Genomic DNA, 14,796 nt, shown 5'->3' on the forward strand with positions numbered 1-14,796 from the left:
GAATTCAAGATTTTAGAAGATCGTTGAAAGCGCGGGCGCGGCGCGTGACTTCCTGGGTGCTGTCGGCACCAAACAGGCCGTGGACCACTGCCAGCAAGTCGGCACCGTGGGCCACCAGCGGCTCGGCGTTTTCCAGGGTGATGCCGCCGATCACGCAGATCGGCAGGTGCAACCGCGCGCGGGCCTGGGCCAGCAGTTCAACGGTGGCTGCCGGCGCGCCGGGCTTGGTGTTGGAATTGAAGAAGCGGCCGAAGGCGACATAACTGGCACCTTCGCGGGCAGCCTGCTCGGCCAGTTCGATCTGGCTGTGGCAGGTGGAGCCGATGATCGCCTTGGAACCGAGCAGCGCACGGGCCGGGGTCAGCGGGCCGTCGGTCTGGCCCAGATGCACGCCGACGCCGAGGCGTGCGGCCAGTTCGGCGTCATCGTTGATGATCAGTTGGGTCTTGTAGCGCGAGCACAGCTCTCGCAGTTTTTCGGCTTCCCGCAGGCGGCGCGCTTCGTCGCTGCTTTTATCGCGGTATTGCAGCAGGGTCACGCCACCGTCCAACGCCGCTTCGACGTAGGCCAGGAACTTGCCGGCCAACAGTTGGCTGTCGGTAATGGCATAAAGGCCACGTAGTTTCATCGGGCAGGCCTCTTGGTGTTACGAGCAGAAATCCAACGGCAGACGACGAGGCACGAATTGCCCCTGGCCGAGTTGTTCAGCGTCACGCAGGGTGCGCCAAGTGTAGTTGAGGGCCGATTGCACCGCGCTGACCAACCCTTCGCCTTGTGCCAACCGACCGGCCAGCGCGCTGGCCAGGGTGCAGCCCGAACCGTGGTAACTGCCGGGCAGGCGCTGGCAGGTAAAGGTCTGGTGCGTGCCGTCGCGGCTGTAGAGGCGGTTGTGCACTTCGTGCTCGTCGCCATGGCCGCCGGTGATCAGCAGGTGCTTGATGAACGGCAGCAGTTTCGCTGCGCATTCGTCCGCCGTGCCCTCGGGCAATTCGGCGAGGATGCGTGCTTCAGGCAGGTTGGGGGTGGCGATCATCGACAGCGGCAACAGCCGCTCGCGCATGGCGTAGCCGACCTCGTCCTTGCCCAGGCTGCCGCCGCCGCCGGCACGCAGCACCGGGTCGCAGACCACCGGCAAATGCGGGTGCGCCTTGAGCAGTTCGACCACGGTGTCGACCATCTCCAGGGAACCGAGCATGCCCAGTTTCACCGCGGCCACTTCGGAGTCACCGAGCACGGCGTTGGCCTGGGCCAGCACCCACTCGCGATCCAGCACGCGGAAATCGCTGACGTTGACGGTGTTCTGCACAGTCAGCGCGGTGACGGCCGGGGCCGCATGACAGCCCTGGGCGAGCAGGGCTTCGATATCTGCCTGCAAGCCGGCGCCACCACTGGGATCATGGCCGGAGAGACAGAGGACAACGGGGCGAGAGCTGTAGATATTCATGGTGCGCGAGCTTACCACCAAACGCTTTTTGGGTGGCTGTCGGGCGATGGTTGAATTTTTAGCGGAGGGGACGGTGGAAGTGGCTGTTTGCTATCATCTTGAAATACAGGTCAAATGCCCTGTAATGCCCGCTCTAGAGCCTTTCAAAAAATTATTTCAATGGTGTCTTTTGGCCTGTAATGGCTATGCTAGAGTGGATTCAAACCAATAACTGTATCGCCGGTTTACGTCTGCTCAAAAGGAATGGAGGCTTTTGACATAACCGGACAGGTCACGCTGGGGCTCTATGCGCTATTTGCTGATGTTACTGTTGACCGGGCTGCCGATGCTGGCCGGCGCAGTCGAGTTCAACGAGACCACCACGCGGTTGCCCCTGGGCCAAGTGATGCAAGTCCTTGAGGACCCCAGTGGCGCCCTGACCATTGGCGATATCAGCTCGCCGGTCCTCGCCAGTCGTTTCAAGACCCACGACAAAGCCACATTGAATGCCGGCTATTCGCGCTCGGTGTTCTGGCTCAAGGTCGATTTGCATTACCGTGCACAGCGCCCGGATGCCCCGCGCCGCTGGCTGCTGGAACTGGCTTACCCGCCGTTGAACCAACTGGAGCTGTACGAGCCTGACAGTGTCGGCAACTATCGACTGGTGTCGCGCACCGGCAGCATCCTGCCGTTTTCCAGCCGCGAAATCCGCCAGAGCAACTACCTGTTCAAGCTCGACTTCGTCCCTGGCCAGCAGGAAACCCTGTACCTGCGCCTGCAAAGCCAGGGCTCGATCCAGGCACCGCTGACCCTCTGGTCCACCACCGCGTACCTCGAAGAACAGCCATTGCGCCTGTACGTGCTGGGTGTGATCTACGGCGTGTTGCTCGGCATGCTGATCTACAACCTGTTCATCTACCTGAGCGTGCGCGACACCAGCTACCTCTATTACATCCTCTATATCGCCTCGTTCGGCCTGTATCAGCTGTCGGTGAACGGTGTGGCCGTGCAGTATTTCTGGCCGAATAACCCGTGGTGGGCGAACGCGGCGGTGCCCTTCCTGATCGGTTCGGCGGCGCTGTTCGGCAGCCTCTTTGCCCGCAGTTTCCTGCACACCGCGCTTTACAGTCGCTGGATCAACCGGCTGTTGCTGGCCCTGGCGGTCAGCGGCGGGGTGGTGATGGTGCTGGCCCTGTTCACCAGTTATGCGCTGGCGCTGCGCCTGGCCACCGCCCTGGCGCTGGTCTTTACCGTGACCATCTTCGTCGCGGCCATCAAGGCCTGGTATTGCGGCCAGCGCATGGCGCGCTACTTCATCATCGCCTGGACCGCGTTCCTGCTGGGCGGTGTAGTCAATACGATGATGGTGCTGGGCTACCTGCCCAATGTGTTCCTCACGATGTACGCCAGCCAGATCGGCTCGGCACTGGAAGTGGCCTTGCTGTCCCTGGCGCTGGCCGACCGGATCAATTCGATGCGCGAGCAACAGGCGCAAATCCTGTTCGACGCCAGCCAGAAACTCGAAGTGCTCAACACGCAACTGGCCCACAGCAACCAGCTCAAGGATGAATTCCTCGCCACCTTGACCCACGAGCTGCGCACGCCGATGAACGGTGTGATCGGCTCCCTGGAATTGATGCAGACCGAGCCGCTGCCAGGCGACCTCGCGCAGTACCATCAAACCGCCTCCGGTGCGGCCCGCGAGATGATGCGCATGGTCAACGGCATCCTCACCCTCACCGAATTGCAGGCCGGGCGCCTCAGCCCGCAACCCCAAGTGTTCAGCCTGCGTGGGCTGCTCGACACCTTGCGCCAGCAGTTCGCGGCCAGCGCCCAGAACAAAGGGTTGGCGTTCTCCATTGATCTGGCAGAAGACCTGCCGGACCGCATCAACGGTGATCCCGGCAAGCTGGCGCAGTGCCTGGATTGCCTGTTGGACAATGCCTTCAAGTTCACCCACGAGGGCTCGGTGCGTGTGCGGGTGGTCGGTGTGCCCCAGGCGGACGGAACGCTGCGCCTGACCTTCATTGTCACTGACACCGGCATCGGCTTCGCCTACCTCGATGAGGCGACCCTGTATCAGCGCTTCTTCCAGCTCGATGGCTCGACCACTCGCCAATACGGCGGCATGGGCATTGGCCTGGCGATCTGCCGGCAATTGATCGAGTTGCTCGGTGGGCGCCTCACCCACAATTCCGAGCCGCGGCGCGGCAGTCGCTTCCAGCTGGAACTTGCAGTCAGCCCCGTCCAGCCAGAACCGGCTGCCGTGCGGCGAGTACCGCAGGCGCAACGCACGCCGCAGGAGTGCACGGTGCTGCTGGTGGACGACAACAGCGTGGCGCAACTGGTGGTGCGCGGCATGTTGCTCAAGCTCGGTTATCGGGTGAAAACCGTCGACAATGGGCCGGCCGCCCTGGCGTTGCTGCAGAGCCAAACCTTCGACGCAGTGTTGCTGGATGTGCCCGAGGGCGGCTTTTCGCTGTGCTGCCAGATCCGTGCGTTGCCCGGCTGTGGTGAGCTGCCGGTGATCGCCTTGAGCACCTCGTTACAAGCCCCGGAACGCGAGCGCTGCCACGGCGTGGGTATCACCGACCGAGTGGCCAAACCGGTACGTTTCGAGGCCCTGCAACGGGTGCTGCAACTGCGGTTGTTGCATATGGTTGAGGGTGAAAGCGCCGCCAATTAGGCGTTTATGCCACTTTTTTAACCCGGGTGACGGTGCTTAACTGAAATTCAGGCCTCAATGAACGTGGCCTTTTTTCAGGAGGCCCGTCATGCACCTGCACCAGTTCGCCGAAACCCACGACGTCACCAACCAGCCACCGTCCCTCGACGGCACCAATCTGTACCGTATCGACTTGCCGCTGCAAGACTGGTCGCGGCGCTTCGGCGCCGGCTGGGCCGAGCAGCGCATCGACACCTATGGTGCGCTGGCGGGCGGGCCGCTGATGGAAGCCGGGTTCCTGGCCAACCAGAACAAACCGGTGTTCAACAGCCATGACCGGTTTGGCCATCGCATCGACCTGGTGGAGTTTCATCCGGCCTACCACGAACTGATGCGCACCGCCGTCGAACACGGCCTGCCGTCGTTGCCGTGGGCCCATCCGCAATCCGGCGCCCATGTGGCCCGCGCGGCGATGACCTACCTGCACAGCCAGGCCGAAGCCGGTACCGGCTGCCCGCTGACCATGACGTTCGCCTGCGTCCCGGCCCTGCGCCTGCAGCCAGACCTGGCTGAAACCTGGCTGCCGAAAATCCTCGCCACCGAATACGACCCGCGCAACGTCGGCATCGCCCACAAGGCCGGCGCCACCATCGGCATGGCCATGACCGAGAAACAGGGTGGCACCGACGTGCGCGCCAACACCACCCGCGCTTACCCGGTGGGCGCCGGCGGCCCGGGCCAGGCGTATGAGCTGGTGGGGCACAAGTGGTTCTGCTCCGCGCCGATGTGCGATGGCTTCCTCACCCTGGCCCAGACCGACAAGGGCCTGACCTGTTTCCTGCTGCCCCGGCACCGCCCGGATGACACCCGCAACGAGTTCTACATCCAGCGCCTGAAAAACAAGCTCGGCAACTGCTCCAACGCTTCCAGCGAAGTGGAGTTTCGTGGCGCGCTGGCCTGGATGATCGGCGAAGAAGGGCGCGGCGTACCGACCATCATCGAGATGGTGGCGATGACCCGCTTCGATTGCATGGTCGGCTCCAGCGCCCTGATGCGCCAGGCGCTGACCCAGGCCAGCCATCATTGCGCTCACCGCCTGGTAGGTGGCCGGGTGCTCAGCGAGCAACCGTTGATGCAGAACGTACTGGCCGACCTGGCCCTGGAAAGCGAGGCGTCCCTGGCCTTGAGCATGCGCATGGGGCGCGCGCTGGACCATCTGGATAACGAACAGGAAGCCAAATTCGCCCGGCTGGTGACGGCGGTGGGCAAGTACTGGATCTGCAAGCGCGCGCCCGCGATGATCAACGAAGCCGCCGAGTGCATGGGCGGTGCGGGGTATGTCGAGGACAGTATCCTGCCGCGCTTGTACCGTGAGGCGCCGGTCAACTCGACGTGGGAAGGTTCCGGCAATGTGCAATGCCTGGATGTGCTGCGGGCCCTGTCCAAAGAACCGGGCGTATTGGAGGCGCTGTTTGTCGAGCTGGGGGATGGTCATGGCCACAAGCACCTGGCGCGGCATATCGAGCAGTTGAAGTCGGCGTTCATGGACACCCAGGACATCCAATACCGTGCCCGGCAATTGACCGAGGACATTGCGGTGGCGTTGCAGGCCAAGCTGCTGCTGGAGGCGGGCAATGCCAGTGTGAGTGATGGCTTTATCGCCAGCCGACTGGGCGAGTCGTCGGGCCGGGTCTATGGCACCTTGCCGCGCGGTGTGGATGTGGAGGCCATCGTCGCCCGGTCGACACCTCAAATCCTCTGAATGAATGCGGGCAAAATGTGCGAGCGGGCTTGCTCGCGAAGGCGGTGGATCAGCCAATACATGTGCTGACCTACCGCATTCGCGAGCAAGTCGAATCGTCGCACCGCCGCTCCCACATTATTGATCGCATTCCAATTCCGGTGTTCCAGTGCGCCAGGGATACAGGCAAGATGAAGGCCTGCAAGTCAGAACACAGGATGCTTACCGTGACCGAAGCTTTTGTTGTCGTTCAAACCGCCGAAGAAGCCGTGGATCGGCTGGCGGCTCTCCATGAGCGTGCTACCGGCGCGCTCAATCAAGCCCTCAAGCGCTACCTCAAAGACCGCGTCGAACCCGACGCTGAACAACGTGCGATGTTTCGCTACCCGGAACTGCGCCTGACCTACTTGGTACAGGGCGAAGTCCCACAGACCACCCGGGCGTATGCCAAGGTTCAGTTGCCGGGGACCTACAGCGTCACCGTCACCCATCCGTCGGCCTTCCGCAAATACCTGCTGGAGCAACTGGTGCCGTTGATGCACGACTTCACCGTGACGGTGGAAGTGGGCGTCAGCCAGCAGAACATTCCCTACCCGTACGTGGTGGAGCAGGGTGACGAACTGGCCGGCTCCGGTGTAACTGCCGCCACGCTGGCGCGGGTGTTCCCGAGTACCGACCTGTCTGCCGCCACCGATGGCATCGCCGACGGCCTGTACGACTGGGAAAACACCGACCCGCTGCCATTGGCATTGTTCGATGCCGCCCGCGTCGACTTCTCCCTGCGCCGCCTGGTGCACTACACCGGCAGCGACTGGCGCCATGTGCAGCCGTGGATTTTGCTGACCAACTACCACCGCTACGTTGACCAGTTCATCGTGCATGGCCTGGAACAGTTGCGCAGCGACCCGCGCTTTATCCGCATGGTGCTGCCGGGCAATGTGATCATCGACAAGAGCATGGACCACGGCGAGGCGTCTGCCATTGCTGCCGGCGTGGTCTGGCACCGTTATCAGATGCCGGCCTACCACTTGCAGGCCAGCGACGGCCATGGTGTGACCCTGGTGAACATCGGCGTCGGCCCGTCCAATGCCAAGAACATCACCGACCACCTCGCCGTATTGCGTCCGCATTGCTGGCTGATGATTGGTCACTGCGGCGGGCTGCGTCAATCCCAGACCATCGGTGACTACGTGCTGGCTCACGCCTACATGCGTCGCGACGGGATTCTCGACCGGGTAGTGCCGCCGAACATTCCGATCCCGGCCCTGGCCGAAGTGCAGATGGCCTTGCAGCAAGCCGCGGCCAACGTCACCGGCGAGAAAGGCGAAGAGCTGAAAAAGCGCCTGCGCACCGGCACCGTGCTGACCTACGACGACCGCAACTGGGAGCTGCGCTGGGCCCAGGAACGGCCGCTGATCAACCTGTCCCGCGCCGTGGCCGTGGACATGGAAAGCGGCACCATCGCCGCCCAGGGCTACCGCCTGCGGGTGCCGTACGGCACGTTGCTGTGTGTGTCGGATAAACCGCTGCACAGCGAGATCAAGCTGCCGGGATCGGCCAACGCGTTCTATGAGCGTGCGGTCAGCCAGCACTTGAAGATCGGCATCGAGGCGGTGGATCTATTGCGCACCGAACTCAACTCGCTGCACTCGCGCAAACTGCGCAGCTTCGACGAGCCGCCGTTCCGCTAAACGGTTGGGATGGTTATTTAACGGTCAGGCCACTAGCATTGTCGGTCCTGACCGTTAGATGTTCCTTTGCCATGTCCCGTCCTGCCCGTCCTGTTTCCCGCCGCCCCGGTGTGAAAAGTCCGCAAACCTCGTCAGCCCCGCGTCGTGTCGCCAAGGCGCCACCGGCCGATCCCAAGTTGATCCTGTTCAATAAACCCTTCGATGTGCTGACCCAATTCAGCGATGAAGGCGGGCGGGCGACCCTCAAGGATTTCATCGACATCCCCGGCATTTACCCGGCCGGGCGCCTGGACCGTGACAGTGAAGGCCTGTTGCTGCTGACCAACGACGGCCAATTGCAGGCGCGCATCGCGGACCCCAAGCACAAGCTGGCGAAAACCTATTGGGTGCAGGTGGAAGGCGAACCGACCGAGGAACAGCTGCAACGCCTGCGCGACGGTGTGGAGCTCAATGACGGCATGACCCTGCCCGCCGAAGCCCGGCAACTGGACGAGCCACAACTGTGGCCACGCAACCCGCCGGTGCGGTTTCGCAAAAGCGTGCCGACCCATTGGCTGGAGCTGGTGATTCGTGAAGGGCGTAACCGCCAGGTGCGGCGCATGACGGCGGCGGTGGGGTTGCCGACGCTGCGTCTGGTGCGGGTGCGGATTGGTGACTGGTCAATCGACGGCCTGGACCAAGGCCAATGGAAAGAAGTGCCGGCGCGCTTATAAGGCGCCGGACTCGATCAGGCCGATCACCACGCTCTTGATGATGAACGCGGCAACGCCCAGGCCCAGCACGAAGAACAGGATCATCGAGCCAAAGCGCCCGGCCTTGGATTTCTTCGCCAGGTCCCAGACGATAAAGCCCATGAAAATGATCAGGATGCTGACCAGGCCGGTCATCATCCATTCTTCAAACACGGCGGGATCAATCGAGTTCATCGGGTCGTTTCCGGCTGGGGCAGGGCGCCGATTATACGCCAGGGCAATCGGCGCGACATTGACCTGCGTCGGTCTGCCGCAGACTTACCACCCTGCGGGAACACAGTCAAAATGTGGGAGCGGGCTTGCTCGCGAATGCGGTGGATCAGTCAGCACATTCGGTGCCTGGCACACCGCATTCGCGAGCAAGCCCGCTCCCACATTTGTTCCGCGCTGGTCTTAAGTGCGCAGGTGGGTCAGCGGCAGCTCGGTGCTGTTGAGCACCTGGTTCAGCACAAAGCTTGAACGCACGCTGGTGACGCCTTCGATGCGGGTCAGGTGGCCCAGCAGCAGCTTCTGGTAGTGATCCATGTCTGGCACCACCACTTTCAGCTGATAGTCGGCGTCCATCCCGGTCACCAGGCTGCATTCCAGCACTTGCGGCAAGGTGCGGATGGCCGCTTCGAAGTTCTCGAAACGTTCGGGGGTGTGTCGGTCCATGCCGATCAGCACGTAGGCCGTGAGACTCAGGCCGAGCATCTTGCGGTCGAGCAAGGCGACCTGGCGGGCGATGTAGCCGTCGTCTTCGAGTTGCTTGACCCGGCGTGAGCACGGCGAAGGCGACAGGCCGATGCGCTCGGCCAACTCCTGGTTGGAGATCCTCGCGTCGCGCTGCAATTCCGCCAAAATACTCAGGTCGTATCGGTCAAGTTTGCTCATGGGGCTGGCCTTTGTCGTAACTATTGCGGTGAATTATCTATCCAGGGTTAAAAATTGCGCAAGCACTGTTTATTGACGCAATCTTCGCAATCATCTGCCCGAGGCCGAGGCGTAGAGTTATCAACAGAATCACTGCCCGGACATACAGTCCACTGCAGCCCGCCAATAAGGCCGGCTGCGGCCGCCAACCCCACAGGGTTGCCCCGGCCCCCGGGCTGCACACTGTCCACAAGACGGCGTGAGGTGAGCCAACGTCAAAAGCGTTGAGCCAGGACGAAGTTCTCAAGGGGCGACCGACGGGTCGCCCCTTTTTATTGCCTGCGAAAATACTTCTCGTGACTGATAACCTCTCGCAGAACCGGGCCCCGGTTTTCCAGTCTTACGTGTAGGCCCTAATCCGCAGTGAGGAATAGCATGAAGCGCATCTGGCGTTTGGCAGGTGTTGGTTTGCTGATGATGAGCGTTGGTGCGCAAGTGATGGCCGACGACCCGCCACGCCAGGAAGGCGGTGGTCAGCATGAAAGAGGCCCGGAAGGGCATCCAGGCAATAATCAGCCTCGGCCGCAGAACAACCAACCGCGACCACAAAATAATCAACCGCGTCCTGAAGCCCCTCGGCCCGAGAACAATCAGCCGCGTCCGCAGAATCAGCATTTCGAAAACAATCAGCCACGGCCGCAGAACCAGAATGTCGAGCGCCCGAATGGGGGTGGCCAGTGGCAAGGTCGTCCACAAGGCAACCAGCAGCAACCGCCGCACCCGGCGCCGCAGCCGGCCAATAACCTGCCGATCCAGGGTCGCCCGGATACCGTGCGCCAGACCCAGGAACCGCGTCAGGGCAATTACCAGGACATCCCGCGTCGCAACGACGGCAACCAGCATTGGCAGGCCGGCAATGGCGGCCAGGGTGGCCCGGGCCGGCCCGGCTTCAACGGGGGTAACGGCGGTGGCAATAACCACCCCAACGATCACCGCTGGCCAGGTCGCCCCGACGGGCACGGCAATGGCTGGGGGCCCGGCCCGCAATACCGTCCGGGTTATATCGTCGATCGCTTCCCCGACCGCAATTACCGCGTGCCGTATCGCGGCCAGGACTACTTCTTCTCGGGTGGCTACTGGTATCGCCCACAAGGCCCGCGCTATGTCGTCGTGACGCCGCCTTACGGGATTCGCGTGCAATACCTGCCCGACTACGCGCGGGAAGTGTGGGTGGGCAGTGCGCTGTTCTTCCTCGCCGCCGGTGCCTATTACACCTACGAAGAAAGCAGCCAGCAGTACGTTGTGGTGCAGCCGCCACCCGCCGCGCCAGCGCCGCAACCCGTGCCCCAGGGCAATGGTTATGACGTGGTGGCTTACCCGGCCAACGGCCAGTCACCGGCGCAGGTCCAGCAGGATGGTTACGACTGCTATCGCTGGGCGGTGCAACAAAGTGGCTTTGACCCAAGGACCGTCACCTACGCCCCCGACCCGGCCGTGGTGCAAACCTACCGCCAGGCCCAGGGCAACTGCCTGAGCAGTCGCGGGTATCAGGTGCAGTACTAGGCCTTCTCGCCCTTGACCACTTCCTGCGGGTCGGCGTGCACCAGCACTTCGGCTCGCGGGTAGGCGTTGTGGATGGCATCGGCGGCCTGGTCGCTGATGCCGTGGGCCACGGACAAACTCAATTCCCCCGGTAACTCCAGGTGCAGCTGCACAAACCAGTGGCTGCCGGAAATCCGCGTGCGCAGGTCATGGGCACCCAATACACCGGGCACGCTGCACGCCAGTTCCAGCATGTGCTGGCTGACATCCGGCGGCAGTTCCTCGTCCATCAGCACCGAAAAACTTTCCCGGGCGATCTGGATGGCGCTCCACAAAATGTAGGCCGCGATGCCCAGGCCGAACCAGGCGTCCACCTGATGAAAACCAAACGCCGCCAGCACCAGCGCCACCAGGATGCTGCCGTTGAGCATCATGTCTGAGCGATAGTGCAGCGAGTCGGCGCGGATGGCGTTGGAGCCGGTTTCGCGGATCACCCGGTATTGCAGGATCAGCAGCGCCGCCGTCAACGCCAGGGACAGAACGATCACGCCAATACTCAGCCATGGCGCGCCCACAGGTTCCGGATGCTGCAAACGCTGGAACGCCTGGAAGGCGATCAACACCGCACTGCCGGCGATGAACAGCGCCTGGGCCATGCCCGACAGGGATTCCGCCTTGCCGTGGCCATACCGGTGATCGTCATCCGCCGGGCGCAACGCGTAGTGCACGGCCAGCAAGTTGAGCAGCGAGGTAACGCCGTCGAGCAGCGAGTCGGTCAACCCGGCGAGCATGCTCACCGAGCCGCTGAGCCACCAGGCGATGGCCTTGGTCACAATCAGCACACAGGCCACGCCGACGGAAGCGCGGGTGGCCAGGCGCAACAGCCGGGCGTGTTCGGGACTGGTGGTCATGGGGCGGGTCAGTCCTTAAGCGGCGGGTTGCAGGCCCAGGGTGGCGAGTTGTTGCACGCTGCCCTTGAACTGGATCATGCGCGGGTCGTCCAGCGGCAGATTGCGCCCGGTTTCTTTCTGGATGATGGTTTGCAGCTTGGCGTTGTCGACCTTGCCGTCGGCGCCGATGGCTTGCTGGAGTTTTTCCGGGGCCACCTGGGCGGTCTTGCCAGGCTCGAAGTAAATCGCGCCGGTGGCGAAGTCGACACCAAAGGCGATCAGGCCCGGGATCACGTAGAACAGCAGGCCTACCGCATCGAGCACGGCAATTGCCGGGTCGATCTTGCCGTCGATCTGGCCCCGGCGGTCGGGGTAGAAAATCGAGCCGCAGGCCGTCAACTGGCTCAGCAGGGTGACGGCCAGAACACCGCCGATGACACGGGAAGCAACACGCATGGGACTCTCCTTGAACATAATGAAAGTGACTATAAGCCAGTCTACAAGGCGACGATGATCAAGTGTGGGAGCTGGCTTGCCTGCGATGGCGGTGGTTCAGTATCAGGGGTGTTGGCTGACACACCGCTATCGCAGGCAAGCCCGCTCCCACCTTTGACCGCATTCCAGTCAGTACGGGGCCGTGTCGTTGAGACCACCACCGACACCCGGCAGTTCGCCGTTATACTCGCCGCTCTGCTTTGGAGCCAGTATGAATTCGTTGCCAATCGATGATGTTTTACCTGCCCTGCGTGACGCCCTGGCGACGCGCCATGAAGCCGTGCTCGAAGCACCGCCCGGCGCCGGTAAAACCACACGGGTGCCATTGGCGCTGTTGAATGAACCCTGGCTGGCCGGGCAAACCATCCTGATGCTCGAGCCCCGCCGCCTGGCCGCCCGTGCAGCGGCAGAAAGGCTGGCCAGCGAGTTGGGGGAAAAGGTCGGCGAAACCGTTGGCTACCGCATTCGCCTGGACAATAAGGTCGGCCCCAACACCCGTATTGAAGTGGTCACCGAAGGCATCCTCACTCGGCGCCTGCAGGATGACCCGGCACTCGACGGCGTGGGTTTGTTGATCTTCGACGAGTTCCACGAACGCAGCCTGGACGCCGATCTGGCGCTGGCCCTTAGTCTCAATGGTCGAGACCTGTTTCGCGACGAGCAGCCACTGAAGATCCTGCTGATGTCCGCCACCCTGGAAGGCGAACGCCTGGCCGGGTTGCTGGACAACGCGCCGATCCTGCGCAGCGAAGGGCGCATGTACCCGGTGCAGATGCGCTGGGGCCGGCCATTCCAGCCCGGCGAATTTATCGAGCCACGGTTGGTGCAGACCATCCTTGAAGCCCTGCATGATGAAGGCGGCAGCGTGCTGGTGTTCCTGCCGGGGCAGGCCGAGATTCGTCGGGTTAATCAGCAATTGGCTGACGCGCTGGGCGATAACCCCGATGTGCTGCTATGCCCGCTGCACGGCGAACTGGACCTGGCCGCCCAGCGCGCCGCCATCGACCCGGCGCCCGCCGGCAAGCGCAAAGTGGTGCTGGCCACCAACATTGCCGAGACCAGCCTGACCATCAACGGCGTGCGCGTGGTGATCGACGCCGGGCTGGCGCGGGTCCCGCGTTTCGACCCGGGCAGCGGCATGACCCGTCTCGACACCCAGCGCATCTCCCGCGCCAGCGCCACCCAGCGTGCCGGCCGGGCAGGGCGCCTGGAGCCGGGGGTGTGTTATCGGTTGTGGTCCGAGGACCAGCATGAAGGGCTGGCGGCGTATTCCAGTGCGGAAATTCTCTCGGCGGATCTTTCCGGTTTGGCCCTGCAATTGGGCCGCTGGGGCGTGGCGCCGACGCAGTTGGTATGGCTCGACGTTCCGCCCACTGCGGCTTACGCACAGGCCCAGGATTTGCTCGAGCGCCTCGGAGCGTTGAGCGATACCAAGCTGACCGCCCACGGCCAGAAAATGGCCGGGTTGCCGGCGCACCCGCGAATCGCTCATTTGCTGCTGCGTGGTCAGGATCTGGGCCTGGCGAGCATGGCCTGTGACGTGGCGGCACTGTTGGGTGAGCGCGATATCCTGCGTGGTGCCGGTGCGGATTTGCACAGCCGCCTGGCCCTGTTATCCGGTGAAGAAAAGGCCCGTGGCACCCAGGGCGGCGTGCAGCGTGCCCGGCAACTGGCGCGGCAATACCGTGGCTATTTAAGAGGCAAGGCAGAGCAGCCGGTGGCTGATCCCGATCATCCGCGCTGGCTCGGAGCCTTGCTGGCGCTGGCCTACCCGGACCGCGTCGCCCAGCAACGGCGGGCGGGCGGTGCCGAATACCGCCTCGCCAACGGCCGTGCCGCGTTGTTCGCCGAAGCCGACAGCCTGATGAAGCAACCCTGGCTGGTGATCGCCGATCTGGGCAGCCGCCAGGGCCAGCGTGAAGAACGGATTTACCTCGCGGCGGATTTTGATCCGGCGCTGTTCGACTCGGTGTTGGCCGAGCAGGTGCGTAATGTCGACCAGCTTGACTGGGATGAGCGCGAGGGCGTGCTGCGGGCCGAACGCCAGCGCAAGGTCGGCGAACTGGTGCTCAGCCGCGAACCGCTGACCGGCCTCGACGAGTCCGCCCGCAGCCAGGCGCTGGTCAACCTGGTGCGGCGCAAAGGTCTCGAACTGTTGCCCTGGACCCCGGAGCTGCGCCAATGGCAGGCGCGGGTGATGCTGCTGCGTGGTCTGGATAGCGGCAAGGCCAGTGAATGGCCGGATGTCAGCGACAGCGCTTTGCTTGCCAGCCTGGAACATTGGTTGATGCCGTACCTGGGCAAGGTGTCGCGCCTGAGCCATTTCGCCAGTCTGGATATTTCCAGCTTCCTGCATAACCTGCTGCCGTGGCCGTTGCCGGCGCGGTTGGACGAGCTGGCGCCGCACCATCTGAAGGTGCCGTCGGGCTCGTCGGTGCGGCTGGACTACAGCGAGCAGCCGCCGATTCTGGCGGTGCGCTTGCAGGAATTGTTCGGGCTGGCGGATACGCCGCGGATCGCCGGCGGGCGGCAGGTGGTCAAGCTGCACCTGTTGTCGCCGGCCAGACGGCCCGTGCAGGTGACGCAGGACCTGGCGAACTTCTGGCGCAGTACTTACGCCGAGGTGAAGAAGGATTTGAAGGGGCGATATCCCAAGCATTACTGGCCGGATGATCCGTTGATTGCTGAACCGACTGCCCGGATCAAGCCGAGAAAGTAAGTACATCGCAGATCTAATGTGGGAGC

The 14,796-nt window shown here is 63.2% G+C and carries 12 protein-coding genes; 6 read left to right on the top strand and 6 right to left on the bottom strand.

The genetic code is table 11. The annotated features are described in order from the left end of the window. Window positions 1–4: 4 nt before the first annotated feature. Together thiE and HX807_RS24235 are read right to left on the bottom strand one after the other, a co-directional pair. Window positions 5–628, bottom strand: coding sequence for a thiamine phosphate synthase (gene thiE, locus HX807_RS24230; RefSeq protein ID WP_177020941.1), 624 nt, complete (start codon window positions 626–628; stop codon window positions 5–7). 18 nt (window positions 629–646) lie between these two features. Beyond that, window positions 647–1,444 (bottom strand): hydroxymethylpyrimidine/phosphomethylpyrimidine kinase, encoded by a 798-nt coding sequence (locus HX807_RS24235; RefSeq protein ID WP_177008849.1) that lies wholly within the window; start codon window positions 1,442–1,444, stop codon window positions 647–649. Between the two features lie 286 nt (window positions 1,445–1,730). Between HX807_RS24235 and HX807_RS24240 the strand changes: the two genes are divergently transcribed. The 4 genes from HX807_RS24240 (at window position 1,731) to HX807_RS24255 (ending at window position 8,233) form a co-directional block, all read left to right on the top strand. Beyond that, entirely contained in the window at window positions 1,731–4,109 is a 2,379-nt protein-coding gene (locus HX807_RS24240; RefSeq protein ID WP_008436587.1) for a hybrid sensor histidine kinase/response regulator, read from the top strand. A gap of 88 nt (window positions 4,110–4,197) precedes the next feature. Beyond that, complete coding sequence (locus HX807_RS24245) at window positions 4,198–5,850, top strand: acyl-CoA dehydrogenase family protein (RefSeq protein ID WP_177008848.1); 1,653 nt, start codon at window positions 4,198–4,200, stop codon at window positions 5,848–5,850. A gap of 170 nt (window positions 5,851–6,020) precedes the next feature. Next, window positions 6,021–7,520: an AMP nucleosidase gene (gene amn, locus HX807_RS24250; RefSeq protein WP_172834544.1), complete on the top strand. Its 1,500-nt coding sequence runs from the start codon at window positions 6,021–6,023 to the stop codon at window positions 7,518–7,520. A 71-nt stretch (window positions 7,521–7,591) separates the two neighbouring features. Next, on the top strand, window positions 7,592–8,233 hold the full coding sequence (locus HX807_RS24255; protein ID WP_003215483.1) for a pseudouridine synthase: 642 nt from the start codon (window positions 7,592–7,594) through the stop codon (window positions 8,231–8,233). On the opposite strand, the gene HX807_RS24260 is transcribed toward HX807_RS24255, so the two are convergent. Together HX807_RS24260 and HX807_RS24265 are read right to left on the bottom strand one after the other, a co-directional pair. After that, on the bottom strand, window positions 8,228–8,437 hold the full coding sequence (locus HX807_RS24260) for a DUF2788 domain-containing protein (protein WP_026077819.1): 210 nt from the start codon (window positions 8,435–8,437) through the stop codon (window positions 8,228–8,230). The genes HX807_RS24255 and HX807_RS24260 overlap by 6 nt on opposite strands. A gap of 228 nt (window positions 8,438–8,665) precedes the next feature. After that, window positions 8,666–9,145, bottom strand: coding sequence for an Lrp/AsnC family transcriptional regulator (locus HX807_RS24265; RefSeq protein WP_003194418.1), 480 nt, complete (start codon window positions 9,143–9,145; stop codon window positions 8,666–8,668). A gap of 414 nt (window positions 9,146–9,559) precedes the next feature. Here HX807_RS24265 and HX807_RS24270 point away from each other — a divergent pair, with 414 nt between their 5' ends. Next, on the top strand, window positions 9,560–10,687 hold the full coding sequence (locus tag HX807_RS24270) for a DUF6515 family protein (RefSeq protein ID WP_102604764.1): 1,128 nt from the start codon (window positions 9,560–9,562) through the stop codon (window positions 10,685–10,687). Here HX807_RS24270 and HX807_RS24275 read toward each other — a convergent pair. Continuing rightward, complete coding sequence (locus HX807_RS24275; RefSeq protein WP_003215490.1) at window positions 10,684–11,577, bottom strand: cation diffusion facilitator family transporter; 894 nt, start codon at window positions 11,575–11,577, stop codon at window positions 10,684–10,686. The genes HX807_RS24270 and HX807_RS24275 overlap by 4 nt on opposite strands. Window positions 11,578–11,592: 15 nt before the next feature. Next, a complete protein-coding gene (locus HX807_RS24280; protein WP_003215492.1) occupies window positions 11,593–12,012 on the bottom strand; it encodes a hypothetical protein in 420 nt (139 codons plus the stop codon). A 250-nt stretch (window positions 12,013–12,262) separates the two neighbouring features. Between HX807_RS24280 and hrpB the strand changes: the two genes are divergently transcribed. Continuing rightward, the gene (gene hrpB, locus HX807_RS24285; protein ID WP_177051323.1) at window positions 12,263–14,770 is read left to right on the top strand and encodes an ATP-dependent helicase HrpB; all 2,508 of its coding nucleotides are present in this window, start codon (window positions 12,263–12,265) and stop codon (window positions 14,768–14,770) included. Window positions 14,771–14,796 lie beyond the last annotated feature (26 nt).

Origin of the sequence: Pseudomonas sp. D8002, assembly GCF_013385695.1 — a bacterium.
GTDB lineage: Bacteria > Pseudomonadota > Gammaproteobacteria > Pseudomonadales > Pseudomonadaceae > Aquipseudomonas.